This window comes from uncultured Arthrobacter sp., assembly GCF_947495145.1.
GTDB lineage: Bacteria > Actinomycetota > Actinomycetes > Actinomycetales > Micrococcaceae > Arthrobacter_D.
Map to the genome: position 1 here is coordinate 45,198 of NZ_CANLXP010000002.1, position 24,862 is coordinate 70,059.

General features: G+C 64.5%; 25 protein-coding genes. 5 read left to right on the plus strand and 20 right to left on the minus strand.

What is annotated here, in order from left to right:
• Positions 1–22: 22 nt before the first annotated feature.
• The 3 genes from Q0877_RS01665 to Q0877_RS01675 form a co-directional block, all read right to left on the minus strand.
• Positions 23–454, minus strand: coding sequence for a regulatory protein RecX (locus Q0877_RS01665; protein ID WP_299165315.1), 432 nt, complete (start codon positions 452–454; stop codon positions 23–25).
• A 171-nt stretch (positions 455–625) separates the two neighbouring features.
• Positions 626–1,684, minus strand: coding sequence for a recombinase RecA (gene recA, locus Q0877_RS01670; protein ID WP_299165566.1), 1,059 nt, complete (start codon positions 1,682–1,684; stop codon positions 626–628).
• 219 nt (positions 1,685–1,903) lie between these two features.
• Complete coding sequence (locus Q0877_RS01675; protein WP_299165316.1) at positions 1,904–2,122, minus strand: DUF3046 domain-containing protein; 219 nt, start codon at positions 2,120–2,122, stop codon at positions 1,904–1,906.
• A 41-nt stretch (positions 2,123–2,163) separates the two neighbouring features.
• Between Q0877_RS01675 and Q0877_RS01680 the strand changes: the two genes are divergently transcribed.
• Positions 2,164–2,637, plus strand: a complete 474-nt coding sequence (locus tag Q0877_RS01680) for a MarR family winged helix-turn-helix transcriptional regulator (RefSeq protein WP_299165318.1) — start codon at positions 2,164–2,166, stop codon at positions 2,635–2,637.
• 81 nt (positions 2,638–2,718) lie between these two features.
• Here Q0877_RS01680 and Q0877_RS01685 read toward each other — a convergent pair whose 3' ends face one another.
• The 6 genes from Q0877_RS01685 to dapA form a co-directional block, all read right to left on the minus strand.
• Entirely contained in the window at positions 2,719–3,159 is a 441-nt protein-coding gene (locus tag Q0877_RS01685; RefSeq protein ID WP_299165319.1) for a helix-turn-helix domain-containing protein, read from the minus strand.
• Between the two features lie 93 nt (positions 3,160–3,252).
• Complete coding sequence (locus tag Q0877_RS01690; protein WP_299165320.1) at positions 3,253–3,768, minus strand: CinA family protein; 516 nt, start codon at positions 3,766–3,768, stop codon at positions 3,253–3,255.
• Positions 3,768–4,358, minus strand: a complete 591-nt coding sequence (gene pgsA, locus Q0877_RS01695) for a CDP-diacylglycerol--glycerol-3-phosphate 3-phosphatidyltransferase (protein WP_299165321.1) — start codon at positions 4,356–4,358, stop codon at positions 3,768–3,770. Before pgsA ends, Q0877_RS01690 begins: the two co-directional genes overlap by 1 nt.
• Positions 4,359–4,367: 9 nt before the next feature.
• Complete coding sequence (locus tag Q0877_RS01700; protein WP_299165322.1) at positions 4,368–7,235, minus strand: DNA translocase FtsK; 2,868 nt, start codon at positions 7,233–7,235, stop codon at positions 4,368–4,370.
• Positions 7,236–7,286: 51 nt separating this feature from the next.
• On the minus strand, positions 7,287–8,978 hold the full coding sequence (locus tag Q0877_RS01705; RefSeq protein ID WP_299165323.1) for a ribonuclease J: 1,692 nt from the start codon (positions 8,976–8,978) through the stop codon (positions 7,287–7,289).
• A gap of 18 nt (positions 8,979–8,996) precedes the next feature.
• The gene (gene dapA / locus Q0877_RS01710) at positions 8,997–9,920 is read right to left on the minus strand and encodes a 4-hydroxy-tetrahydrodipicolinate synthase (RefSeq protein WP_299165324.1); all 924 of its coding nucleotides are present in this window, start codon (positions 9,918–9,920) and stop codon (positions 8,997–8,999) included.
• Between the two features lie 43 nt (positions 9,921–9,963).
• Between dapA and Q0877_RS01715 the strand changes: the two genes are divergently transcribed.
• Positions 9,964–11,145: a heparan-alpha-glucosaminide N-acetyltransferase domain-containing protein gene (locus Q0877_RS01715; RefSeq protein WP_299165325.1), complete on the plus strand. Its 1,182-nt coding sequence runs from the start codon at positions 9,964–9,966 to the stop codon at positions 11,143–11,145.
• On the opposite strand, the gene Q0877_RS01720 is transcribed toward Q0877_RS01715, so the two are convergent.
• The 6 genes from Q0877_RS01720 to glp are packed head-to-tail and all read right to left on the minus strand — an operon-like array spanning position 11,146 to position 15,083.
• Positions 11,146–11,622 (minus strand): hypothetical protein, encoded by a 477-nt coding sequence (locus Q0877_RS01720; protein WP_299165327.1) that lies wholly within the window; start codon positions 11,620–11,622, stop codon positions 11,146–11,148.
• Complete coding sequence (gene dapB, locus Q0877_RS01725) at positions 11,619–12,377, minus strand: 4-hydroxy-tetrahydrodipicolinate reductase (RefSeq protein WP_299165329.1); 759 nt, start codon at positions 12,375–12,377, stop codon at positions 11,619–11,621. The genes Q0877_RS01720 and dapB overlap by 4 nt, the downstream gene beginning before the upstream one ends.
• Before the next feature lie 16 nt (positions 12,378–12,393).
• Positions 12,394–12,825 carry a molybdenum cofactor biosynthesis protein MoaE gene (locus Q0877_RS01730; protein WP_299165330.1) on the minus strand — a complete coding sequence of 144 codons (432 nt, stop codon included), beginning with the start codon at positions 12,823–12,825 and terminating at the stop codon, positions 12,394–12,396.
• Entirely contained in the window at positions 12,815–13,297 is a 483-nt protein-coding gene (locus Q0877_RS01735) for a MogA/MoaB family molybdenum cofactor biosynthesis protein (protein WP_299165331.1), read from the minus strand. Before Q0877_RS01735 ends, Q0877_RS01730 begins: the two co-directional genes overlap by 11 nt.
• Positions 13,294–13,773 carry a cyclic pyranopterin monophosphate synthase MoaC gene (gene moaC, locus Q0877_RS01740; protein WP_299165332.1) on the minus strand — a complete coding sequence of 160 codons (480 nt, stop codon included), beginning with the start codon at positions 13,771–13,773 and terminating at the stop codon, positions 13,294–13,296. Before moaC ends, Q0877_RS01735 begins: the two co-directional genes overlap by 4 nt.
• Complete coding sequence (glp, locus tag Q0877_RS01745; protein ID WP_299165333.1) at positions 13,770–15,083, minus strand: gephyrin-like molybdotransferase Glp; 1,314 nt, start codon at positions 15,081–15,083, stop codon at positions 13,770–13,772. Before glp ends, moaC begins: the two co-directional genes overlap by 4 nt.
• Before the next feature lie 146 nt (positions 15,084–15,229).
• Between glp and moaA the strand changes: the two genes are divergently transcribed.
• Both moaA and Q0877_RS01755 read left to right on the plus strand, forming a co-directional pair.
• On the plus strand, positions 15,230–16,300 hold the full coding sequence (gene moaA, locus Q0877_RS01750) for a GTP 3',8-cyclase MoaA (protein WP_299165334.1): 1,071 nt from the start codon (positions 15,230–15,232) through the stop codon (positions 16,298–16,300).
• Position 16,301: 1 nt separating this feature from the next.
• Positions 16,302–16,553 (plus strand): MoaD/ThiS family protein, encoded by a 252-nt coding sequence (locus Q0877_RS01755; protein ID WP_299165335.1) that lies wholly within the window; start codon positions 16,302–16,304, stop codon positions 16,551–16,553.
• A 62-nt stretch (positions 16,554–16,615) separates the two neighbouring features.
• Here the strand turns inward: Q0877_RS01755 and Q0877_RS01760 are convergent, their stop codons facing one another.
• The 4 genes from Q0877_RS01760 to Q0877_RS01775 all read right to left on the minus strand — a co-directional run bounded on the left by Q0877_RS01760 (position 16,616) and on the right by Q0877_RS01775 (position 22,029).
• Positions 16,616–17,914 (minus strand): pitrilysin family protein, encoded by a 1,299-nt coding sequence (locus tag Q0877_RS01760; protein WP_299165567.1) that lies wholly within the window; start codon positions 17,912–17,914, stop codon positions 16,616–16,618.
• 152 nt (positions 17,915–18,066) lie between these two features.
• Positions 18,067–20,346 carry a polyribonucleotide nucleotidyltransferase gene (locus Q0877_RS01765; protein ID WP_299165569.1) on the minus strand — a complete coding sequence of 760 codons (2,280 nt, stop codon included), beginning with the start codon at positions 20,344–20,346 and terminating at the stop codon, positions 18,067–18,069.
• Between the two features lie 308 nt (positions 20,347–20,654).
• The gene (rpsO, locus tag Q0877_RS01770; RefSeq protein ID WP_056548475.1) at positions 20,655–20,924 is read right to left on the minus strand and encodes a 30S ribosomal protein S15; all 270 of its coding nucleotides are present in this window, start codon (positions 20,922–20,924) and stop codon (positions 20,655–20,657) included.
• Positions 20,925–21,039: 115 nt separating this feature from the next.
• The gene (locus tag Q0877_RS01775) at positions 21,040–22,029 is read right to left on the minus strand and encodes a bifunctional riboflavin kinase/FAD synthetase (protein WP_299165339.1); all 990 of its coding nucleotides are present in this window, start codon (positions 22,027–22,029) and stop codon (positions 21,040–21,042) included.
• Positions 22,030–22,281: 252 nt separating this feature from the next.
• Between Q0877_RS01775 and Q0877_RS01780 the strand changes: the two genes are divergently transcribed.
• Positions 22,282–24,198 carry a hypothetical protein gene (locus Q0877_RS01780; RefSeq protein ID WP_299165341.1) on the plus strand — a complete coding sequence of 639 codons (1,917 nt, stop codon included), beginning with the start codon at positions 22,282–22,284 and terminating at the stop codon, positions 24,196–24,198.
• A 9-nt stretch (positions 24,199–24,207) separates the two neighbouring features.
• On the opposite strand, the gene Q0877_RS01785 is transcribed toward Q0877_RS01780, so the two are convergent.
• Positions 24,208–24,825, minus strand: coding sequence for a DUF4345 domain-containing protein (locus Q0877_RS01785; protein WP_299165343.1), 618 nt, complete (start codon positions 24,823–24,825; stop codon positions 24,208–24,210).
• Positions 24,826–24,862 lie beyond the last annotated feature (37 nt).

Here is a 24,862-nt window from a genome sequence, read left to right on the forward strand (position 1 = left end):
GTCACCAGCATGCTGGCGTGCCCTACTCCTGTGAATCGAGAACATCCTTGACGATGGAGAACGCCAACGACGGCGCGTAGCCTTTCCGGGCGAGCATCGCAACCAGCCGGCGCACCTGCTTGTCACGGGATGCACGGTCTGCAGGATCGGCGATCGGCCTCATCTTCCGACGCACCAGATCCTCGGCCGCCGAGCGCTCATCCTCATCTGTCCGCTGTGACAGCGCTTCTTCGGCCAACTCGCCGGTTATGCCCTTGTCTGCGAGCTCACGCTTGATGGCCGATCGCGCAAGCGATCGCGTTTGCGCCCTGCTCCGCACCCACATGCGGGCGAACTCCGCATCATCAATCAGCTGGACTTCCTCGTAGCGGTCCAGGATTTCGACCGCTACCTGCTCCGGGATATCCCGCTCAAGGAGCTTGGTAAGGAGCTGGAAACGACTCCGCGGGGCCATCGAGAGTTGACGCAAAACGATAGCGCGCGCCGCTTCGCGGGGGTCTGCCTCGGCCGTGACGTCAGCCGGCGAGCTTGAACTGGTTGCCTGATGTCCGGTTGCCCTGGCGGAACGCCGGGACCCGCGCTGAGTCGCGGCGCCCGACCTTCCCGAAAACCCGCTTTTCAACAGCTAGCGGCCCTCGCCGACTGCCTTCAACTTCGGACCGTCCTGCTCCGGTGGGGCTTCTGAAGCACCACCGACTCCCAGCTTTTCCCGGATTCTCCGCTCCAACTCGTCCGCGAGATCGGGGTTATCCAGAAGGAACTTGCGGGCGTTTTCCTTGCCCTGTCCCAACTGGTCGCCGTCATAGGTGAACCACGCACCCGACTTCTTCACAAGACCGTTTTCTACACCGACATCGATAAGCCCGCCCTCGCGGGAAATGCCGAAGCCATAGAGGATGTCGAACTCGGCCTGCTTGAAAGGCGGCGCCATCTTGTTCTTCACGATCTTGGCGCGCGTCCGGTTACCAACCGGGTTGGTACCTTCCTTGAGCGTTTCGATACGCCGCACGTCAATGCGAACCGACGCATAGAACTTCAGCGCCTTACCACCCGTGGTGGTTTCCGGACTGCCGAAGAATACGCCGATCTTTTCACGAAGCTGGTTGATGAAGATCGCGGTTGTCTTGGTCTGGCTCAGCCGGCCCGTGATCTTGCGCAGCGCCTGGCTCATCAGCCGCGCCTGCAGCCCCACGTGGCTGTCTCCCATTTCGCCCTCGATTTCGGCGCGGGGAACCAGAGCGGCAACCGAGTCGATAACGACGATGTCGATGGAGCCGGAACCTACCAGCATGTCCATGATTTCCAGCGCCTGCTCACCGGTATCCGGCTGCGAGACCAGCAGTGCGTCAGTGTCAACGCCGAGCTTCTTGGCGTATTCGGGATCAAGGGCATGCTCGGCGTCGATGAACGCAGCGATACCGCCGTTGCGCTGGGCGTTGGCCACTGCGTGCAGGGCGACAGTGGTTTTACCCGAGGATTCCGGGCCATAGATCTCCACAACACGTCCACGCGGCAGGCCGCCGATTCCAAGCGCAGCGTCGAGTGCGATGGAGCTGGTGGAAATGGTTTCAATAGGAGCGCGGACCTCATCGCCAAGGCGCATGACGGAGCCCTTGCCGTATTGCTTGTCAATCTGGGCCAGCGCGGCCTCAAGAGCCTTTGCGCGATCGGCGGGTACGGCCATCATTCACCTCGGTTTACTCATGGCCACAGGGCCGGTTTCTCGTTTCCTCTTGACCGTAACGCCCGCCTCCGACAGTTTGCCCGGCAGGGCACCTGATGTGGACATCCCGCGCAATTCAGCGGGACTGTGGAGGACGTGTGGCTCAGGAAGCTTCTGCATCCCAGCATAGTCCGGTCCGAACACATATTCGATTGATTCGTCCGGCGTGTTTACCGATCGCTACCGCGGCTTCACGTCGCGGCCGAGCCTGCGGTACTCGGGCACGTCCTGCATCTCACACACCGCAAGCCAGACCGCTTTCGGATCAATCCCTGCCTTCACTGCACTGGCCGGCGTACGGTCTCCCAGTCCGGACAAATGCAAAGTCTGGGCGAGCGTCCGCGAATAGGCCGGCCCGAATTCATCATCCATCAGCCGCCAGAAGTCACTTGTGCGCATGCTGCATCCTCCTTCTCCCGATAAACCCTAGAATGAGATTCATGACTGTAGAACGCCAGGAACCCGATGCTTCCGTCGATGCTGCCGTTCAGGCGTTGGAACAACAGCTCAGTATGCTGTGGCGGCGTGCGCGGTCAAACTCCTACAAGGTAGCGCGGCGGGTCCACCCCGATATGGAACCGGCTGCCTACGGACTGCTGGTCATCCTACAGCGGGAGGGCTCAATGCGCCTGACCGAGCTGGCGGCCAGTATCGGTGTCGGCAAGCCGTCTGTCAGCCGGCAGATCGCCATGCTCGAACAGCTCGGCCTGGTCAGGAAAACCGCTGACCCGCTCGACGGCCGCGCTCAATCCATCAGCCTCACCGAAGATGGCCTGCGGCAGCTTTCCACTGCGCAGGAGGCTCGCAAGGAAGCGTTCCATGAGCTAATGGAAGACTGGAGCCTGTCCGACCTCACCACGCTCGGAACCCTAATCTCTCAGCTGAACCAGACCTACACCAAGGACAACTGGTAGCCGCACGCACAAAAACGGCAGAACAAAAAAGAGGCCCGCCGCATTCGGCGAGCCTCTACTTGGATGTGGGTTGTACCGGCATCAGTTCTTGGTGACTGCCAGTCCCCTGCTGAAACCGTCGGTGAAATCCTCGGGCATGTCCCCGCCGAACTGCTGAGCGAACTCCTGCGGAACCGTGTCGGGAACGGCTACTCCTTCTGCTTCTGCCAGGCGATCGCTCACCTCTCGAAGCATCAATGAAAGCGGCACATCAAGTGCCGAGCAGATCGAGGACAGCAATTCCGAGGATGCTTCCTTCTGACCCCGCTCTACCTCACTGAGGTAACCAAGGGAGACCCGGGCACTGTGCGACACTTCCCTGAGCGTTCGGCCCTGGCGCTGGCGGACGTCCCGCAGGACGTCTCCGATCTCGTGGCGTAAAACGACCATCTTGCGCTCCTTCGGCTTACGTTGCGGATCTTCTGCCAACCCCACATCCCGCCAACGGATAACACCGTTCACGGATACGGGTTGCTTTACCATGTGTATCGCCTTACTCCCTTGTGCGTGCTGCTTTGCAGCCGTCTGTTTTAAGCCTAGCCCGTTCTGGTTCTCCGTGCTGGACACTATTGATAACTATTGCGGAACTCCGTTTGTTCCCTCACGCTCGCGTTCAAGGGCCTCCGTGAGCAGCTTCACTGCTGCTTCGCAGGAGGCTTCCCGGATCTGCGCCCGGGTACCTTCGAACCGGTATTCCCGGACCAGGCGGACAGACAGCGCAACCACAGCGACGACGACGGTTCCTACGTCCTTCCCCTCATGCGGCTCCGGTCCGGCCACACCGGTGGTGGCAACGCCTACATCCGCGCCGCAGGCGTCTCTTGCACCCTGGGCCATCTGCCCCGCCACTTCGGGATCGACAGCGCCGACCCGTCGGATAAGTTCCGGGTCAACGCCAAGAAGGGACGTCTTCACATCACCGTGGTAGGACACGACGCCGCCGCGCAGAACTGCGGAAGCCCCGGGAACCGAGGCAAGCGTTGCAGCAACCATCCCGGCAGTCAGTGACTCTCCAGTGGCAACAGTTAGCCCCTGCTCGCGGGCGAGGGCGATGGCTTTCCCGTTCGCGGTGGCGCAGTCGCAGTCCGGCATCACCGTGAGGGATTGCCCGCGGATCGCTTCAGGCGCATGGCCTGCACCACGTAGTCGACGCCGGTCACCACGGTGATGGCCAGTGCTGCCATCATGACGACGACGGCGGGCCACCAGGACCAGTCGCCGAGTGCTGGAACCAGCAGATAGAGGAAGATCGCGAGAGTCTGGACAACTGTTTTCAGTTTTCCACCGCGCGAAGCAGGCATGACCCCATAGCGGATGACCGCGAATCGGAGCAGCGTGATACCAAGCTCACGGACAAGGATCACTATGGTCACCCACCACCACAGCTCGCCCAGCGTGGAAAGCAGGATCAGCGCGGCGCCAATAAGCAGCTTGTCCGCGATCGGGTCGGCGATCTTCCCGAAGTTCGTGATGAGGCCACGACTGCGGGCGATGTCGCCGTCGAGCTTGTCGGTGTAAATTGCGACCGCGAAGGTACCCACGGCGAACCAGCGGAAGAGTCCGCCGTCGCCGTCGTCAGCCAGAAGGAACCAGACGAAGAACGGCACCAGCACAATCCGTACGACCGTCAGCACGTTCGCTACGTTGAGGACGGGAACCGCTCCGGCGTCAGAATTACTCACGGGTCAAGGCTACCTGTCCGTCAAGGACCAGGCGTCTTCGGAACCGTCACCGTCATCGTCATGGTAGTCCTCGGCCTGAGGTCGGGAATCGAGGTCCTCGGCAACCAGGTCCGGAACGCCGCCGGCCCGGTAGGGCGAGGGGTCGGATGCCTGCTCGGCAACCGGTGCGGGCGGGTCATCGCCGCGCATCGCGGCAAGAACGGGACCGAGATCGTCAGGCTTGACCAGGACGTCGCGTGCCTTCGAACCTTCCGAGGGTCCAACCACTCCCCTGGATTCCAGCAGGTCCATCAGCCGCCCTGCCTTCGCGAAACCGACGCGCAGCTTCCGCTGGAGCATCGACGTGGAACCGAACTGGGTGGTGACCACCAGCTCGGTGGCCTGCAGCAGGACGTCGAGGTCGTCACCGATGTCGTCATCGATCTGCTTCTTCGGCGCCTCCACCGCGACGTCATCCCGGTAGACGGCCTTCAGCTGTTCCTTGACGTGCTCCACCACGCGGTGGATCTCGGACTCGGTTACCCAGGCACCCTGGACACGCATGGGCTTGGACGCCCCCATCGGCAGGAAGAGCGCGTCGCCCTGCCCGATCAGTTTCTCCGCACCCGGCTGGTCCAGGACCACCCGGGAATCAGTCACCGACGAGGTGGCAAACGCCATCCGGGACGGCACGTTGGCCTTGATTAGACCGGTCACGACGTCGACCGACGGCCGCTGGGTAGCGAGCACCAGATGGATACCCGCTGCCCGTGCCAGCTGGGTGATGCGGACGATCGAGTCCTCGACATCACGCGGGGCGACCATCATGAGGTCGGCGAGCTCGTCCACCATGACCAATAGGTACGGGTACGGCCGCACGACGCGCTTGGAGTCCGGCGGAGGCACTACTTTTCCGTTGCGCACCGCCTTGTTGAAGTCATCAATGTGCTTGTAGCCGTAGTTGGCGAGGTCGTCGTAGCGGGTGTCCATCTCGCGGACCACCCACTGCAGCGCCTCCGCCGCTTTCTTGGCGTTGGTGATGATCGGGGTGATCAGGTGCGGGACGCCCTCGTAGGCCGTCAGTTCCACACGCTTGGGGTCGATCATGATCATGCGCACCTCATCCGGGGTGGCGCGCATCAGGATCGAGGTGATCATCGAGTTCACGAAGGAGGACTTACCCGCACCGGTGGCACCGGCCACCAGCAGGTGCGGCATCTTGGCGAGGTTCGCAACAACGAACCCGCCCTCGACGTCCTTGCCGACCCCCATGACCATCGGGTGGTCCGTCTTGCGGGCATTCCCCGATCGCAGGACGTCGCCCAGGGACACGGTCTCGCGGTCTGTATTCGGAATTTCGATGCCGATGGCGGACTTGCCCGGGATGGGCGAGAGGATCCGCACGTCGGAGCTGGCGACCGCGTAGGAGATGTTCTTGGAGAGGGCGGTCACCCGCTCCACCTTGGTGCCCGAGGCCAGCTCGATCTCGTAGCGGGTGACGGTGGGCCCGCGTGAGAAGCCAGTGACCTTCGCATCAACGTTGAACTGCTCAAGGGTATGGGTGAGCGCGGCGACGACCGCGTCGTTAGCTTCCGAGCGTTCCTTGGGCGGCGTGCCGGCCGGCAGGTAGTCCGAGGGCGGCAGCGTGTACGTTACGTCCCCGGCGAGGGAGAGCTGCTCCGTCCGCTGTGGGATTGGCGTCGCAGGGGCCTGCGGCTGGACCGGGTTGGACGGTACGGGAGCGGGTTGCGCGGTCGGCGCGCTCGCTGACGGGAGTACCGACATGGCCTCCGTAGCCGGTTCCGACTCCCCGAGCCCCTGGGAGCGCTTGATCTTTTCAGTGGCCAGTTCCTGCTGCGTAGGACGCCGGACGCCGGGAGGAATGGACGTCGACGCCTGAACACTTTCACCGCCAGCGTGTTCGTCACCGTCGTCGTCGAGCACAGCACGCTCAAAGGCCTCGTCGCCTACGTAGCCGTCCTGGTCTTCTTCCTGGGTCTGGTTTTTCTTCTTCCCGCCGAACAGACGGGATTTCTTCTTCGGCTTTGCTTCCGCGCGCTCGCGATCGGACAGGTAGCTCTGGTCATGTTCATCGCTGTCCCGGCTGCCGTCATGGAGGTCCTGTCCCATGAGGTGCTCATAAAGCCGGCGCAGGCGGGAAGGAATATGACGGAACGGTGTGGCTGTCACAATCAGGATGCTCAAAAAGACCAGGAAGGCGAGAACTGCGGCAACCGGCCAGACAGAGAGTACGGCGGCGGCCGGTCCGGCAACGAGATAGCCGACGACACCGCCCGCCTGCCACAGCGGATCCAGCCCTGCGGCCAGTTCAGGTTGGCCGCCCACCAGATGGGCGATGCCCGCTCCCGCGAACGTCAAAACCGTGAGTCCAATGCCGATACGGTTGTTGGCGCGCGGGTTCTCAGGGTAGCGGAACAGGCGGACTGCGCCGATCAGCAGAATGAAGGGCAGCAGCAGCGCCATCCAGCCCACCGATCCTCCGGCGACAGCATGGATAACGCCGGCTACCGGGCCCGGAAGCGCCCACCACTCGACGGTGGCCACGGCGACTGCACACAGGAAAAGGAAGAACCCCGTGCCATCCCTGCGGAGATCCTTCTGCGGCTGCACATCATGGCCGAATTTACGGACGGCACCGGCAACCAGGTGGGCAAGAGCCATCCAGAAGCCTCGGACAGCGCGCAGCGGCAGCGGAAGTTTTTCTTCAGTGGCAGGTAGGGGTTGGGTCTTGTTTGTGCCTCGCGCGGTTGAGCCACGCCCTGCCGCGGGAGTGCCGCCGGTGCGCGACTGCTGGGAGCCTCGCGACTTCGGAGCCCGCTGCTGTGAACCCCGCGGCTGCTGACCCCGCGAAGAAGGAGGGGAAGTACGAGTCGCCATACTTGCTACGCTACCGGACGGTGCCCCCGATCTCCGGGATTAGCGCGCCCGCTAGGCCTCCAGGACAACCGGAATGATCATCGGACGACGCCGGTAACGACGGTTCACCCAGGTACCCACCACCCGCCGGACCACTTGCTGAAGCTGGTGCGTGGTGTGGTCCCTGTTGCTCATGACCGCTTCCGCCAGGGCGGTACTGATCTTAGGCTTGATGTCGTCGAACACGGAGTCATCCTCGGCGAAACCACGGGCATGAATGTCCGGTCCGGAGACAATCGTTCCGGTGGTGCGATTGACCACCGTGATGATCGAGATGAAGCCTTCCTCACCGAGAATGCGGCGGTCCTTCAGATCGGCATCGGTAATTTCGCCGATACTTGAGCCGTCCACGTAAACGTAGCCGCACTCGATCGCGCCCACGATGGTGGCCACGCCGTCCAACAGGTCCACGACCGAGCCGTCATCGGTCTGCAAAACATTCCCTGCCGGTATCCCGGTCTGGATCGCCAGATTTCCATTGGCAATCAGGTGCCGGGTCTCGCCATGGACCGGCATGACGTTCTTCGGCTTGAGGATGTTGTAGCAGTAGAGCAGCTCACCGGCGGCCGCGTGACCGGACACGTGCACCCGCGCATTCCCCTTGTGGATGACATCCGCTCCCAACTTGAGGAGCCCGTTGATGACCCTGAAAACGGCATTCTCATTACCCGGGATGAGCGAGGAGGCAAGGATGACCGTGTCTCCCTTCCCGACGGTGATCGGGTGGTCGCCGTTGGCCATCCGCGACAGCGCAGCCATCGGCTCGCCCTGCGAGCCGGTCGACATCAGGACCACCCGGTCATCGGGAAGGTTGTCGACGTTCTTCACATCAACCAGGATGCCGTCCGGTACGTGCAGGTACCCCAGCTTTGCGGCGATCGACATGTTCCGAACCATTGAACGACCCGCGAAACAGACAAACCGGCCATGGGCAGCCGCGGCGTCGAGAACCTGCTGGACCCGGTGGATGTGGGAAGAGAAGGAAGCAACGATCACTCGCTTCTTCACCTGGCCGAAGAGGCGGTCGAGCTCGGGGCCGATTTCACGCTCGGACGTCGTGAAGCCGGGAACATCCGCGTTGGTGGAGTCAACCATGAACAGGTCGACGCCTTCTTCCCCGAGGCGTGAGAATGCGCGCAGGTCTGTGATGCGGCCGTCAAGGGGAAGCTGGTCCATCTTGAAGTCACCCGTATGCAGCACCGTGCCGGCCCCGGTTCGGATGAAAACGGCCAGCGCATCCGGAATGGAGTGGTTGACGGCGACGAACTCGCACTCAAACGGTCCGAACTGTTCAATCTGGCCTTCTGCGACGGTGAGCGAGTACGGCCGGATGCGGTGTTCCTGGAGCTTCGCCTCGATCAGCGCAAGCGTCAGCTGCGATCCGATCAGCGGGAGATCGTTCTTGAGGCGCAGGAGGTATGGCACCGCGCCGATATGGTCCTCGTGGCCGTGGGTGAGCACCACGCCCACGACGTCGTCCAGCCGGTCCTCGATGTAGGAGAAATCGGGCAGGATCAGGTCCACACCGGGCTGCGTTTCCTCGGGAAACAGCACTCCGCAGTCCACAATCAGCAGCTTCCCGCCGATCTCGAAAACAGCCATGTTCCGGCCGATTTCGCCGAGGCCGCCGAGCGGAACAATCCTGAGCGTTCCTTCGGCAAGCGGCGGAGGCGGAATGAGTGCGGTTCCTGCGGATTCTGTCATGTGTAGGCCTTTCGGATGCTAGCGGGCTGTGCCCGCAGAAAAGTCCCAGCCCGCTTCGGCAAGATCTGCCAGCACCGGTTCCATTTCGACGGCGGTGGGCTCTACCAGCGGCAGCCTGACCACGGAGTTCTTGAGCACACCCTGCATCCGCAGGATCTGCTTGGCGGAAACGGCACCCGGGATGTGCGTCATGACGGCGCGCACAACGGGATCCAGTTCGAAGTGGATTCGCCGCGCCGTGGTGAAGTCTCCGGTGGCAGCGGCGTCGACGAGGGCGCGGAAGCGGGCGGTCGCCACGTGGGCACTGACGCTGACAACGCCGACGGCGCCGGCTGCCATCCACGGAAGCGTCAGTCCGTCGTCGCCCGCGTAGACATCGAGCGCAGTATTGGCCAGCACCCGGGTCACTGCGGCGTAGTCCGCCTTCGCATCCTTAAGCGCCAGGATCTTCGGATTGTCGGCCAGACGGATCATCGTTTCGGTGCTGATCGGAATCCCGGCCCTGCCCGGAATGTCGTAGATCATGATGGGCAACCCGGATGCGCCGGCCACTGCGTCGAAGTGCGCCAGGACGCCGCCCTGCGTGGGCTTGTTGTAGTACGGGGTGACGACCAGCTGGGCGTCCGCGCCGGCACGTTCGGCGCGGCGCGCCATCTCGATGGAGTGCGAGGTGTGGTTGGTTCCGGTGCCGGCGATGACCTTGGCACGCCCGCCGACCGCTTCTGCGACAACCCGGAACAGGTCTTCCTTCTCCTGGTCTTCCAGCGTGGACGTTTCACCGGTTGTGCCGGAGACAACCAGGCCGTCGCATCCATCCTCGACGAGCCGGTCAGCCAGCTCTGCGGTGGCGTCGAAGTCCACGGCACCATCGGCGGTGAACGGCGTCACCATGGCGGTGACGAGGGAACCGAATGGGAGCGGGCGAATGTCGGAGGCAGCCATAGGTCAAACTTACCCGCTGCCGCGGGCGTGAGAACATTCCATCATGTCCATCACGCAATCCCCGGGCCGGCTGAGCGGTATCGATGCGGCTAGGGGCATCGCCCTCTTCGGGATGATGTCCACCCACGTCTTTCCGCTCTATGTGGAGGGCACGGCAGAGGCTTCGTGGATCGGGGCAACCTTCTCCGGACGGTCATCGGCCCTGTTCGCGCTCGTCGCAGGGATTGGACTGGCGCTGCTTACCGGCGGCAGCAGGATGCACGACCGACCCGGAATCTCCCGCGACCGCCGCGGGATCGCTGCCCGCGCCGTCGTCATCGCGATGGTCGGCCTCATGCTGGGCGGACTCGAAACCAACATCGCCGTAATCCTCTTTCATTACGGGATTCTGTTCCTGATGGCCCTGCCGTTTGTTGGAATGCCGCTGCGCCGGCTTTGCTGGTGGGCAGCCGGGTGGACCCTGCTGTCGCCGGTCGCCGCTTTCCTCCTGCGGCCCTGGGTGGAAGCTTCGGTCAACCCGTCGGACCTGGATGGAAACCCCGCGCTTGAGCACTTCGCACAACCGCTGAGCCTGCTCGCTGACATTCTCGTGACCGGCTACTACCCGGCCCTGCAGTGGCTGAGCTATCTACTCCTGGGCATGCTGATCGGCCGCCTCAACCTCAGGTCGCTCACGGTGCAGGCCGGACTGCTTTTCGCCGGAGTCGGCCTTGCAGGCCTGGCGAAATTCATCAGCGCCTTCCTCCTCGGACCACTCGGCGGGTTGGCAGTGCTGCTTGAGACCCCTCAGGGGCAGCGATTTGATCTCGAAGCAATGCTGCCGGTGAGCCTCACCGGGATCGACCAGACCGGAACCTGGTGGTGGCTGGCAGTCAGCGCACCGCATTCGGGGACGCCCCTGGACCTGATGCACACCGCGGGAACTGCCGCCGCCGTCGTCGGGCTCTGCCTCCTGGCAACCAGGAAGCTACAGTGGCTGCTGCTGCCGCTTTCCGCTGCCGGCGCCATGACGCTGACGCTGTATTCACTGCATATCTGGATCATGAGCATCGTCGATCAGCAGGACGTTCCGCTGGATCCGGCACCGGTGTATTGGGCCCAGGTTACCGTCTTCGTTGCAGTCGGGTTGTTGCTTCGGAAGCTGAACGCCCGTGGTCCGCTGGAGTATGTGGCAGCCGGCGCAAGCGACGTTGCGCGGTCGGCGGGAACGGTGCGGAAGCGTTAGCTAGTCCCTTCGTGCTCCGAACAGCTTCGCTGCGTGCCGCATGGATCGGCGGGCACGCGTGCGGTCTCCCGCGGCGTCATACGCACACGAAAGCCGGAACCAGGAACGCCAGTCCCCGGGATTGGCCTCCGTTTCCGCCTGGTAGGCGGGGAACCGGGCGTCCGCCGCCTCACGCACGATTCGTCCGGCGGGCGTGCGCGGCAGGTCATCGACCGGCAGTCCACCCTCCGCGTGCAGCCTGGACGCCATCCGTTCAGTCTGGGCGCCGAACAACAGTTCGCGAACCAGAGCCCATGCGCCGATCAGCGGAAGCAGCAGGTACGCGGCGCCGAGCGCTTTGGCCACCGGGTTCGGGTCGGTCAGCAGGAGGACGCTGCGCTGCAGCGCGACGACGAGCCAAAAGGCGAGGAGGACAGTGACGAAAACCACGCCGATTTTGACGCGATGTTGCTTCACTGTCTCCACAAAATTCCTCACGCCTGCAGGTCCAGGTAGCCGTCAAGACCAACGGTCAGGCCGGGATGGGAACCCACCTCACGGATTCCGAGAAGTACGCCGGGCATGAAGGACTCACGGTGAAATGAGTCGTGGCGGATGGTCAGTTGCTCTCCGGGCCCGCCGAACAGTACCTCCTGGTGCGCCACCAGACCGCGGAGGCGGACGGAGTGCACCCGGACGCCGTCGATGTCGCAGCCGCGGGCGCCGTCGCGTGCAGTCCGGGTTGCGTCAGGGCTGGCGGGGAGACCGGCATTCTTGCGGCCCTCGGCTATCAGCGCCGCCGTTCGCTCGGCCGTGCCGGACGGAGCGTCCACCTTGTCCGGGTGATGCAGCTCGATCAGCTCAACCGATTCGAAGTACCTGGCAGCGCGTGCGGCGAAAGCCGTTGCGAGTACGGACCCGAGCGCGAAGTTCGGCGCGATCAGAACGCCCACGTCCGGATTCTGCCCAAGCAGGTCCTGTAACCGGCCGAGCCGCTCCCCGTCCCATCCGGTGGTGCCCACAACAGTATGAATGCCGTGTCCGACGGCGAAGGCAACGTTCTGCTCGGTGCTGTCCGGCACCGTGAGGTCCACGACGACCTGTGCTCCGGCCGCCAGCAGGTTGTCGAGGGGGTCGTTTCTGCCCAGCGCGGCGACAAGTTGAAGATCAGCGGCGGCGTCGATGGCCTTGACGGCCTCGGATCCCATGCGTCCGGAGGCGCCAAGTACCGCAACAGGTATCGGTTGTGTCATGCGGTCAAGATTAGTGTCAGCCATCGACGCCGACCCATTCCACTGTGCCGTCGGTGAAGAACTGCTCCTTCCAGATGGGAGCGCGCGCTTTCACCGTGTCCACCAGCTCGGTGCAGGCGGCGAAGGCTTCCCCACGGTGTCCGGACGCAACCGCCGCGACGAGCGCGGGGTCGCCGATCTGCAGCGGACCGGTGCGATGAGCCACCCAGATCCGTACGCCGTCGTACTTTTCAGCGATCTCCGTCGCGATCTCGGCGATCACACCGCCGGCTGAGGGGTGGGCGCTGTAGCCCAGGCGGTCGACCTGCCGCCCGCCGTCGTGGTTGCGTACCACTCCCCCGAAGCCGACCACCGCACCGCAGTCGGCGGATCCAACCACTGCGAGGGCATGGTTGAGATCGAGGGGATCAGTGGAAACTCCTGCGTGGAGAACGGTGCTAGTGCTCATGGCTTCCCTCCAGTTGCGCGCAAATGTGGTCGAGAATGGGCTCCAGGACGTCCAGTCCGTCCTGGACAGCTTTGGGAGAGCCGGGAAGATTGATGACGAAGGTCTCTCCGGAGACACCGGCATGACCGCGGCTCAGGGCAGCCATGGGTGTTTTGACGGCTCCTGCCCTGCGTACGGCCTCCATCACGCCGGGCAGGGAGCGGGCGAGGAAGGGTTCGGTGAGTTCAGGGGTGACGTCGTCGGCGTTGAGGCCGGTGCCGCCGCTTGTGATGAGCACGGAGGGCTTGCCGGCGAGGCACTGCGCCAGCGCCTCCCCTACCGCTTCGCCGTCCGGAACCACTTCGGCCCGCTGTACCGCATAGCTTTTGGCAACCAGCCACCGCTGGATCAGGGGCCCGCACTCGTCCTGGTACACACCGGCTGCCGCGCGGGTAGAGGCAATGATCAGCGCCGCGGTCCGTTGTTTGCTCACGCGACCCAGTCCCCGCTCTTGCCGCCCGATTTTGCGAGCACCCGGATGTCCGTGACCACTGCATGCTTGTCCGCCGCTTTGATCATGTCGTACAGCGTCAAGGCAGCAACCGATGCAGCAGTCAGGGCTTCCATCTCCACGCCGGTCACCGCCGTCGTCTTCACCGTCGCCAACACGACGACGGCGTTATCACCCAGTTCAAAATCAATCGTTACCTTGCTCAACGGCAGCGGATGGCAGAGCGGGATCAGCGACGATGTCTGCTTCGCCGCCATGATCCCCGCGACCCGGGCCACTGCCAGTGCGTCACCTTTGGGCAGGTCCCCTTCCGCGATGAGCGCAAGTACCTCCGGCGTTGTCCGCAGCACGCTTTGCGCAGTGGCCTCCCGCGCCGTTACCGCCTTCTGCGACACATCCACCATGTGGGCTGAGCCGTCCTCCCGCACGTGGGTGAGCCGGACGTCCGGTTCCGTCATGTCAGGGCCTCTCGATTGGGGTTACTGGGATGAAGAGGTTGCACGCCGCCGCGCAGTTCACTGAGCAGCCACACGGAAACCGGCGTGCCGGCCTCGAGGGCGCCCGTTCCGACCGGCAGGTGCACCAGTGCGTTCGAAGCGGCGAGGGAGTGCAGCAGATGCGAGCCCGGCCCGCCGAGCAGCGTCACGTCGCCGATTCCCTCCCCCTGGCCGGACCGGTCGGTGTAAAGGCCGCGCCGGACCTGATGCTTGTTCTCGGGTGACTGCACGTCCTCTGTGAGCCTCGCGGGAAGGCAGACGCGGTTGCCGGGTATGCCGGTGACCGCGCCAAGGGCCGGCCGGAGGAACATCTCGAAGGAAACCAGGGCGCTCACCGGGTTACCGGGGAAGCCAAGGAACGGCACACCGTTGATGGTGCCGATCGCCTGAGGCCCGCCAGGCTGCATTGACACCGAAAGGAACTCCACGCTGCTGTCTGCCAGTGCCTGCTTCACCACCTCGTATGCACCCTGGCTGATGCCGCCCGTACTGAGAATCAGGTTGACCGGTCGGCCGATATCCTGAAGGGCACGCCGCAGCTCCTGGGGGTCATCAGCCACCACCCGGTGCCGCTGGACCTCCACACCGGCCTCCTCCAGCGCCGTGGTGAGCAGGGTCGTGTTGGCGTCGAAGATGCGTCCGGGCGCGAGGATGCCGCCGGGCTCCTGTACCTCATCTCCCGTGCTGAGCAGCAAGACCAGGAACCGCGGGCGCACCGGCACGGCTTCCAGTCCGCAAGCAGCGATGAGGCCCAGCTGCCCAGGTCCCAGCAGGCTGCCTGCTTCAAGGGCGAGGCTTCCCTCCGACAGGTCACTTCCCGCGGAGCGGATGAACAGGCCCTCCTCCACGACAGGCAACTCGACCGTGAGGAGCTCCCCATCGCGGTATTGGGCGGCCGAGGGAAACTGTGAGGGCACCGCCCGCTCAATGGGTACGACGGCGGCGGCCCCCTCCGGAATCATGGCCCCCGTCATGATCGGAGCAGCGTAGCCCGGCTCGAGGCCGGCAGGCTCAGCGCCGGCCGGCACCGGCGGCGCGACAGTGAGCCGGAGGAGCTCGGCGCCGGCGAGGTCATCGCGATGCACGGCATAGCCGTCCATCTGCGAGTTGTCGAACGGCGGCAGGCTGACGGGACTGTGCAGGTCCTCGGCGAGCACCCGGCCCCTGGCAAGCGGCAACGGCAGCGACTCGGCCGGCCGGTCGGTGAAGGCGCTGCTGTAGCGCAGCAGCCCGAGCACGGCCTGCTGGTGTTCCTCGACTGTTCGTTTCATTGTGCCCCGTTGTATCAGCCCGCGCGGACATTCGTGTTGCTGCATCGAGTGCTGCAGCTACCAGCCTAGCCGCGCCACGCCCGCCGGACCCGCCCGCATAGTGGCGGCCGATAGAGGCACCGCTGCAAAGGGCGTAACCTCTCACTATGGGAATCCGACTTGGCACACCAGGCGTGGGCGCACCCGTGCCGGCAGCGGGGCTGCTCGACTCCTACGGCCGCCGCGCCACGGACATGCGGCTCTCGCTGACGGACAAGTGCAATCTACGCTGCACCTACTGTATGCCTGCAGAGGGTCTCCAGTGGCTGCAGAAGGACCAGGTGCTCTCCCGCGAAGAGATCGTCAGGCTGGTGGCCATCGGCGTGAATCTTCTCGGCATCCGCGAACTTCGCCTCACTGGAGGTGAGCCGCTGGTGAGGGCAGACCTCGTCGACATCATCGCGGATATCCGGTCACAGCACCCTGACCTACCGGTATCCCTGACGACGAACGGCCTGGGGCTGGACAAGAAAGCACAGCGGCTCAAGGACGCCGGCCTGACCCGGATCAATGTCTCAATGGATTCGCTCCACTCGGATACTTTCGCGCAGCTGACGCGGCGCCCGTTCCTGGATCGGGTTCTTCGCGGCATCGAAGCTGCTGCCGCCGTCGGGCTCGGGCTGGTGAAGATCAACGCCGTGCTGATGCGCGGCATCAATGATCACGAGGCGCCGGAGCTGCTGGAATGGGCAGTGACCCACGGTTTCGAGCTGCGCTTCATCGAGCAGATGCCTCTCGACGCTGACCACGGGTGGACGCGCGAGGGGATGATCACGGCTTCGGAGATACGTGAGCGCCTGACCGAACGGTTCGTGCTGACTCCTGATCCGCGGAACCGCGACGGTGCCCCTGCTGAGCGGTGGGAGGTGCGCCGGGCGGAGGCGCCCGACGTCGTCGTAGGCACTGTAGGCATCATTGCCTCAGTGACGGAGCCCTTCTGTGCCGACTGCAGGCGGACACGCGTGACTGCGGAGGGAAAGATCATGAGCTGTCTTTTCTCCCGGGAGGAGACCGATCTGAGGGACCTTCTCCGGTCAGGCGCCGACGACGCCGCGATAGCGCTGCGCTGGCAGGAGGCCATGTGGGCCAAGCCCAAGGCCCACGGCATGGACCACACCGGCCTCGGAGCTGCCGACTTTGTGCAGCCGGACCGCTCCATGAGCGCGATCGGCGGCTGACGTGCTGGTTCGGTATTTCGGCGCGGCCCAGGCTGCCGCGGGCGTCCCTGAAGAACGCCTGGAACTGGACGGCGCGGCTCTGGTAGAGGTTCTCGCTGCAATCCGCGGGCTGCATCCGGACGGCGATCCGTCCATGGCCCGGGTGCTGGAGCGAAGCAGCTTTCTGCTCAATGAGGTTGCCCTGCGGGACCGGAGCGGATCGATCAGCCGGGATGACGTGCTGGACATCCTGCCGCCCTTCGCCGGCGGCTAGCTTCGGCGGCAGGACCGGAGACTGTGGCCTCAGGCCCCGGGCGGCAGGATATCCGGTCCGGTCTACAGTCCCAGCTCGGCCTCGCTGTCGAACGGCCCGACGACGGTGATGGTTCGCGGCGCGTCCGCCAACTCACGCGCGAGGTGCTGCACCTGCTCGGCAGTCACTGACCTCACCCGCTCAAGGGTCAGGTCCAGCCCGAGGAATTCGCCGCTGACCAGCTCTGCCCGGCCGAGCCGCGTCATCCGTGATCCGCTGTCTTCGAGGGAGAGCACCATGCCTCCGGACAGCTGTCCGACGGCGCGCCGAAGTTCCTCGTCGCTCACCGGGTCCGAAGCCAGCCGCTCCAGCTCGTCGGTGAGCAGGCCGATGACCTGGCCTGTTTTGGCCGGGCTGCACCCCGCGTACATGGCAAAGTAGCCGGCGTCGGCGTACGACGCCGAAAATGAGTAGGTGGAGTAGGCAAGCCCGCGCTTCTCACGGATTTCCTGAAACAGCCGGGAGGACATTCCACCTCCGAGCACCGCGTTGAGGACACTCATCACAAACCGGCGGTCATCGGTTGCAGTCAGCGCAGGGCAACCGACCAGGACATTGGCCTGCTCGACGGCCCGGCGGATGACCTGCACTGCCCCTGTGCCCTTGAGCACAGCCGGAACCGGTGCCCGCCTCGGCACGGGTGCCGCTTCTTCCGCAAGATCCCACCCCGCCCGCTGCAGCGCCTGAACGACGAGTGAGCATACGACGTCGTGATCGAGTCCGCCCGCAGCGGTGACCACCAGCTCCTCAGGCCGGTAGTAGCGGTGATAGTGCTGCAGCACCGCTTCCCTCGAGACGGCCTTGATGGCCTCCGGCGTTCCGCCGATGGGACGGCCCAGCGGATGAGAGCCGAGAACCGCCTCGACGAAGTTCTCATGCGCCACATCTGATGGATCGTCGCTGTCCATGGCGATCTCTTCAAGGATGACGTGGCGCTCCTGCTCCAGTTCCTCCGGGTCGATAACCGGAGAGGTCACCATGTCGGCGATAACGTCGATCGCCATGGGCAGATCGGTGTCGAGGACCCTTGCGTAGTAGCAGGTGTTCTCCTTCGCCGTTGCAGCGTTCGACTCGCCGCCTACCTCGTCGAAGGCAGCCGCGATATCCAGCGCGGTTCGACGCTGGGTGCCCTTGAACAGCAGGTGTTCGAGGAAGTGCGTGGAGCCGTGCTCGCCGTCCGCCTCATCCCGCGATCCCACACCCACCCAGAAGCCGATGCTGGCCGAGCGCTGTCCCGGCATGGCCTCGGTGAGCACGCGGACGCCTCCGGGCAGTACGGAGCGCCGGACCACTGCGCCCCCGGATGTGCCTGCAACAAGCATGGACTTGCTCTCGGGGCCGCTCGGCGTGAGCGGCAGCAGCACGGGGCTGCCCTGTCCTGTGTCAGTCATTTATTCTCCTCAACGCCAGCGGCTCCGCGGCGAAAATCAGTTTTCGCCGCGGAGCCGCCGGTTTGTTCTTTGAGCGTGAGTGCTTACAGCGAGTTGTCGTCGCCGCCCTCAGCGGGATCCTGCGCGTGTGCGCGGGGAGCATCGTCAGCGGCCGCTTCCGGTGCTTCCTCTGCTACGACCGGAGACAGCGAAAGCTTTCCGCGGTCGTCGATCTTGGTGATCTCAACCTGGACCTTCTGGCCTACGGAGACGACGTCGTCGACGTTATCCACCCGCTTGCCGCCGGCCAGCTTGCGCAGCTCCGAGATGTGGAGGAGCCCGTCCTTGCCCGGCGTCAGCGAGACGAACGCACCGAAGGTGGTGGTCTTCACAACCGTGCCCACGTAGCGCTCACCGATCTCAGGAACCTGCGGGTTGGCGATGGCGTTCACCGCTGCCCGTGCGGCTTCCGCGGACGAACCGTCCGTAGCGCCGATCAGGACCGTGCCGTCATCTTCGATCGAGATGTCAGCGCCGGTGTCTTCCTGGATCTGGTTGATCATCTTGCCCTTGGGGCCGATGACCTCGCCGATCTTGTCGACGGGGATCTTCACGGAGATGATGCGCGGAGCGAACTCCGACAGCTCATCCGGAGTGTCGATCGCTGCCTCGAGCACACCGAGGATGTGCAGGCGGGCTTCGCGTGCCTGCTTCAGCGCTGCGGCGAGCACCGATGCGGGGATCCCGTCAAGCTTGGTGTCCAACTGGATGGCAGTGACGAATTCCGAGGTACCTGCGACCTTGAAGTCCATGTCGCCGAAGGCGTCTTCGGCACCCAGGATGTCGGTCAGCGCAGCGTAGCGGGTCTGACCGTCAACCTCATCGGACACGAGGCCCATGGCGATGCCGGCAACCGGAGCCTTCAGCGGCACACCGGCGTTGAGCAGGGACAGTGTCGAAGCGCAGACCGAGCCCATCGAGGTGGAGCCGTTGGAGCTGAGGGCCTCGGAGACCTGGCGGATGGCGTACGGGAATTCCTCGCGGCTGGGAAGCACCGGAACGAGCGCACGCTCGGCAAGTGCACCGTGGCCGATTTCGCGGCGCTTCGGCGATCCCACGCGTCCGGTCTCACCGGTGGAGTACGGCGGGAAGTTGTAGTTGTGCATGTAGCGCTTGCGCGTTACCGGCGACAGCGAGTCGATCTGCTGCTCCATCTTCAGCATGTTCAGCGTGGTGACACCCATGATCTGGGTTTCGCCGCGCTCGAAGATGGCCGAACCGTGAACACGCGGGAGAACCTCGACCTCGGCGGTGAGCTTGCGGATGTCGCTCAGGCCACGGCCGTCGATACGCACCTGGTCGCGAAGGATCCGCTGGCGCACAACCTTCTTGGTAAGGGAGTTGAAGGCACCGGCGATTTCCTTTTCGCGGCCTTCGAACTGGCCGGCGAGGGACTCGATGGTCTCCGTACGGTAGCTGTTCGCTGCGGTTTCGCGCTCCTGCTTGTCAGCAATCGTGAAGATGTCTGCCAGACGTGTGCCGGCAGCGCTCTCGACGGCGGAGAAAACGTCGTCCTCGTAGTCCTTGAACACCGGGAACTCGACGGTGGGCTTGGCAGCCCGGCCCGCGAGGTCTGCCTGCGCTTCACACAGTGCACGGATGAAGGGCTTGGCCGCTTCGAGGCCGTCAGCGACAACTTCCTCGGTGGGTGCGGTGGCGCCGTCGTCCTTGATGAGCGACCAGGAGTTGTCGGTGGCTTCCGCCTCGACCATCATGATGGCGACGTCATCGCCGATGACGCGCCCGGCCACGACCATGTCGAAGACCGAGTTCTCAAGCTCGGAGTGCTTCGGGAAAGCGATCCACTGGTCCTGGCCCGAGCCGTCGGAGACAAGCGCAACCCGCACGCCGCCGATCGGGCCGGAGAACGGCAGGCCGGAAAGCTGCGTGGACATCGACGCGGCGTTGATGGCAACGACGTCGTAGCGGACATCGGGATTGATTGCCAGAACGGTGACGACGATCTGGACCTCGTTGCGCAGGCCCTTCACGAAAGCGGGGCGCAGGGGGCGGTCCATCAGGCGGCAGGCAAGGATTGCCTCCGTCGACGGGCGGCCCTCACGGCGGAAGAACGAGCCGGGAATGCGGCCGGCAGCGTACATACGCTCCTCGACGTCCACGGTCAGCGGGAAGAAGTCAAAACCCTCACGCGGGGATTTGCCTGCAGTAGTGGCAGAGAGGAGCGCGGTGTCCTCGTCGATGTAGACCATGGCAGCGCCGGCGGCCTGCTGGGCGAGACGCCCGGTTTCAAAGCGAACAGTGCGCTGGCCGAAACGACCGTTGTCAATAACGGCTTCGGCGAACTGGATTTCGGGACCCTCCAAGAGAGTCACCTCCGTTTCTTTGGTGGCGGAGGCAGGCGGCGTATTGCTGGTCAACGCCGTTAGGACGGGTTGTGGCACCCGGTCTTCGATCGAGGTCCACGGGAAAGAACCATCACCTGATGGTGTCCCGGAGACCACTACCGAGGACCGCGAATGCCTGCGTGTCCGCCTGGCTCCTGGTTATGTACTTGGTACTTCCGTGCACTCTTGCATGCACTTACTGCGAATCTCCAATCCCTGGCGCCACACGGGTAGGCAAAGATTGAAGGCGGCCCCTTCCCAGAGGAAGGTGCCGCCTCACAGTCTAACTAACGACGCAGGCCGAGGCGCTCGATGAGCGTACGGTAGCGCGTGATGTCGGTGTCGCGCAGGTAATCCAGCAGACGACGACGGCGACCCACCAGCAGCAGCAGGCCACGACGGGTGTGGTGGTCATGCTTGTGCATCTTGAGGTGTTCGGTCAGGTCGAGAATGCGGCGGGAAAGCATTGCAATCTGCACCTCGGGCGAGCCGGTGTCGCCCTCGGAAGTTGCGTACTGCTTGATGATTTCCTGCTTCAGAGCGGCGTCAAGTGCCACAAATAACTCCTATGAGTTGTACCGTGAACAAAGTAGATGCCGGTCCCCCTCGTGAACGAGAGGAGCTCCGGCGGCGGCCCAGCAACCACGGACTGCAGCAGGGCCTTGGTCAACTTTACCCGTAGGTACGCTGTTCTGTCGAAAGCACGCCGCGCGTCCGGTCCACATCCAGCCGCATCTGTTCGATGAGTGCTTCGGGCCCCCGGTAGGCAACCATCCCGCGCAGCCGCCGGACAAATTCGACGATGACGGTCTGCCCATACAGGTCGAACACGTCGATCTCCTCCTGCGGCCGGTCGATGACATGCGCCTCGACCTGCCTGCTGACTCCCTCGAACGTTGGATTGGATCCGACGGAAATCGCGGCCGGCCAGCGTACCTGGCTGCTGTCGATGAGCCAGCCGGCATACACCCCGTCCGCGGGAATGAAACCGGTCGCCTCCGGTGACAGATTCGCGGTCGGGAATCCAAGCGCCCGTCCGCGGGCCGCGCCGTGGACTACCACGCCCCGCATGCGATGCGGCCGGCCCAGGATGCGGGCGGCAGTGGTGACATCACCGACGACCAGCGCCTCACGCACCCAGGTCGACGAGCAGCGGCGCTCCCCTCCCGCCGTGGTGCTTTGCAGGTTCGATCCGTAGTCGTCGATGACGACCACGTCGAAGCCCAACTGTCCGCCGAGCTCCTGCATGGTTGAGAGATCTCCGGAATTGCCGCGCCCGAAGCGTACGTCGTGGCCGATGACGACCGCCTTCGCGCGCAAGCCGTCCACCAGGACGGAACGGACGAATTCCTCGGGCGTCAGTGCTGCCAGCTCGAGCGTGTAGTGCATCATGAGCAGCCCGTCGATACCGGTGTCAGCGAGGGTTTCCACCCGGTCCTGCAGCCCCATGATGAGTTCCGGTGCACTTTCCGGCCGGTGGACCTGGGCCGGATGCGGTTCGAAGGAAATGACGACGGCGGCCGCGTCCCGTTCCCGGGCGGCCGCTACGAGCTGCCCGAGCACGCTCTGGTGGCCGCGGTGCACACCGTCGAAGTTACCGATGGTGACAACTGCGGGACCGAAACCCTCCGGCACGTCGGCCAGGTCTCTCCAGTAGAACACGCATCTCCCTCGGCGGTTGGACGGGCGCGAAGCCCTTCATCGTTCCTTCATTATGGCCGATGGAACACCCTCGGTTTCGACGGGGCAGCCCGTTCGCTGCGTCCATTCCTCCACAGCGCCGTTGAACTGGGCAGCTTGTCCACATAGGCGACAGACGAAACCGCCCGGCCCCGGAGGAAGGCCAGAGTTGGGTCCTGCGGGCTGTTCGCGCCGGCTTCGGCGCCGCCCCTGAACCTGATCTGGAGGACATCCGTGCTATCTCTTCATTCCCTTTCCCTGCGCCGGACGGTGCTGAGGGCTGTCGGCGCCTGGCTGCTGCTCGCCGCTTTGCTGCTGGTTCCACAGGTACAGCCGTCACAGGCAGCGCCTGTCGGAGCTGACTGGACCCGTGGGGCCGGCGTGCATGCGGCAGTGCACTTTGTCGGGCAGTACAAGGACGCCCATGGCCGGGTTGCCTACTGCACGGACTTCGAACGCCTGGCACCGGACAGCTCCGGCGGGTACGACGGCGGCCATTCAGGCGGGTTCATCCGAAGCGACGGCACCGAACTCACCGCGGCGGAGAACTCAGCGCTGTCCTACCTGCTGCACCGGTGGGGCGCCACTTCGGACAACGCCACTGCGGCGTCCGTACAGTTGGCGGTCTGGGCCCTTACGTCGCCCGGGATGGCCTGGGACTCACCGGGCATGAAGGCCATTCTTCGCGCAGAACAGCTGCCGGCTGACATCGTCGCCGAGGCCCGCTCCATGACGGGAACGGCATTCAGCGAAGCGGGGCCGTACACCGTTGAAATCGGTCTTAAGCCTGCAGCTTCGGAGGGAACTGTTTCTGCAGCTGTAGAGGTACTGGGAGCCAACGGGCAACCTGCGGCTGGCCTGGCCGCAGCCGCGGAGCTGAGCGGACCGTTCACGCTCGCGGAGAAGGAGTCGTCCACGTGGACGAGCGGCGAGGAACCGTACCGCCTGAAGTTGCTGAGGACGGGGCTCGGTAGCGGCTCCCTGAAGGTGTCGATCCCCCGCACTCCGGCGGCCGCAGTGCAATGGCTCGTGCCCAATCGCGGCGATGTCCAGCGGCTGCTCTTTGCTGCAGTCGTGGAACCGCGCGACGCCGCAGCGGCGATCGCCGACCTGCCCGCCTTCCAGCCTGCTGTAGCAACCAAGAGTTCTGCAGCCCGGACGCATGCGGGGGCTGCTGTCCACGACATCCTCACCGTGAGCAGCGCACCCGGGGCGGGAAACGCTTCTGTTCCGTGGCTGTCGGTCCCCGGCACTGACGCGCCGGTATCCGTAGAGGTAGTTTCCACGCTGTGGGGGCCGCTGGACAGCAAGCCGGTTCTGCGGGAGATTGTGCCGGAGGAAACACCCCGCGTCGGCACTGTCACTACCAGGGTGGAGGGACCGGGCGAGTACAACACCGCGGAGCTGGTTGTACCGGCACCCGGGTGGTATGTCTGGACGGAGTCGATCAACCCTGAAAGCGCGCTGCCGGCAGCTGCGGCACCCTACGTCCTCGCCTGGCAGGGACAGTTCGGCATAGCGGCAGAGACGACCTTCGTGCCGTGGGTTCCAGAGGTCCGGACACAGCTCTCCACGAACAATGCGCTCGTGGGTGACCAGGTCACCGATGCGGTGACCGGATCCGGCTTCGGTCCGCCTGCACCGGGATCTGAAGGCACGATCACCCTGTCCATGTACGGACCGCTCACCGAACGGCCCTTACCTGTGGCCGAAATTCCCGCAGACGCCCGGCTCCACTCGGAAGTCACCGTGCCTGTGCTGAACGGGGATCAAACCAGCGACGCGTTCGCGGCTTTCGCGGATCCGGGCTGCTACACCGTCGTGGCGACCTATGCCGGTGACGAGCATACGAACGCCTTCACCTCCGCTTTTGGTGAGCCGTCTGAAACCGTCTGTGTCGATCTGCCGGCACCCGCCGAACCCGCGGAACCTACCGAACCTGGCGAATCCGCCAGCCCAGCAGCGAAGGACGCGCCGGCCGCTCCCGCCGTCAGCGACGGCCCTGCGCAGGCAGTTCCTCCGCTGCAGCGACCGGAACTGGCGCAGACAGGTGCCCGTGCAGAGGTTACCGCCGGAGCGGCGCTGGTGCTGCTCGGATTAGGTCTTGCCTGTCTCCATCAGGGTGGAGCATTCCGGAGGAGGACGCGTTAGCGGACGTTCCTAGGGACGGGCAGCGTACTCCCGCCGCAGCTCGCTGGTCTTGGCGATATACCGGTGCCAGACCAGCAGCGCTGCGGGGAACGCGAGCTCGACCACCATGAGGATGATCAGGAGGAAGTGCGGTGTTCCGGAGAAGGCCCAGGAGAGAACACGCCCGATACCGCCGATGAACACCATGAGGCAGACCAGCCAGAGCATGTTCGCCCACTGAAACTTGATGGCAATGGTTACGAATGCAGCGCCGACGCCAATCATCATCGCGGCGAAGAAGCGGAACTGGTTTTCCAGCGTTGGGTTTACCGGGCCGTCTCCGGTCTCCGGCAGTCCGGCCGTACCCGTGATGAGGTAATACCCGCCGAAGCCGGCGATGACGAGACCGACAAGGACCACCACTGTGCGGAAGACACTCCAGTCGTTGCCGGTCTTGGCCGGCTTCGATGATTCCTTCTTTGAGGTCTTTGCCGTGGTTCCGCCCGAAGAGGGCTGCTTTGCAGCAGGCTTTCCGGAAGCGCCAGTTGCTCCTGCTGAGCCGCTCGCGGCGCCTGCTGCGTCCTGTCCGGCGTCGATGGAAGAACTCCGACGGCCGGGCTGCGCGTTGTCAGGGGTGCTGCTGTTCATGGTGTTCCCTCTGTGGTCGATGATTCGGCCGGGCAAA

Bases quoted from the DNA above. Each gene is read 5' to 3' on its own strand.
- Q0877_RS01665 (WP_299165315.1), bottom strand. From the start codon at position 454: ATGGCCCCGCGGAGTCGTTTCCAGCTCCTTACCAAGCTCCTTGAGCGG.
- recA (WP_299165566.1), bottom strand. From the start codon at position 1,684: ATGGCCGTACCCGCCGATCGCGCAAAGGCTCTTGAGGCCGCGCTGGCC.
- Q0877_RS01675 (WP_299165316.1), bottom strand. From the start codon at position 2,122: ATGCGCACAAGTGACTTCTGGCGGCTGATGGATGATGAATTCGGGCCG.
- Q0877_RS01680 (WP_299165318.1), top strand. From the start codon at position 2,164: ATGACTGTAGAACGCCAGGAACCCGATGCTTCCGTCGATGCTGCCGTT.
- Q0877_RS01685 (WP_299165319.1), bottom strand. From the start codon at position 3,159: ATGGTAAAGCAACCCGTATCCGTGAACGGTGTTATCCGTTGGCGGGAT.
- Q0877_RS01690 (WP_299165320.1), bottom strand. From the start codon at position 3,768: ATGCCGGACTGCGACTGCGCCACCGCGAACGGGAAAGCCATCGCCCTC.
- Q0877_RS01700 (WP_299165322.1), bottom strand. From the start codon at position 7,235: ATGGCGACTCGTACTTCCCCTCCTTCTTCGCGGGGTCAGCAGCCGCGG.
- Q0877_RS01705 (WP_299165323.1), bottom strand. From the start codon at position 8,978: ATGACAGAATCCGCAGGAACCGCACTCATTCCGCCTCCGCCGCTTGCC.
- dapA (WP_299165324.1), bottom strand. From the start codon at position 9,920: ATGGCTGCCTCCGACATTCGCCCGCTCCCATTCGGTTCCCTCGTCACC.
- Q0877_RS01715 (WP_299165325.1), top strand. From the start codon at position 9,964: ATGTCCATCACGCAATCCCCGGGCCGGCTGAGCGGTATCGATGCGGCT.
- dapB (WP_299165329.1), bottom strand. From the start codon at position 12,377: ATGACACAACCGATACCTGTTGCGGTACTTGGCGCCTCCGGACGCATG.
- Q0877_RS01730 (WP_299165330.1), bottom strand. From the start codon at position 12,825: ATGAGCACTAGCACCGTTCTCCACGCAGGAGTTTCCACTGATCCCCTC.
- moaC (WP_299165332.1), bottom strand. From the start codon at position 13,773: ATGACGGAACCGGACGTCCGGCTCACCCACGTGCGGGAGGACGGCTCA.
- glp (WP_299165333.1), bottom strand. From the start codon at position 15,083: ATGAAACGAACAGTCGAGGAACACCAGCAGGCCGTGCTCGGGCTGCTG.
- moaA (WP_299165334.1), top strand. From the start codon at position 15,230: ATGGGAATCCGACTTGGCACACCAGGCGTGGGCGCACCCGTGCCGGCA.
- Q0877_RS01760 (WP_299165567.1), bottom strand. From the start codon at position 17,914: ATGCTTGTTGCAGGCACATCCGGGGGCGCAGTGGTCCGGCGCTCCGTA.
- Q0877_RS01785 (WP_299165343.1), bottom strand. From the start codon at position 24,825: ATGAACAGCAGCACCCCTGACAACGCGCAGCCCGGCCGTCGGAGTTCT.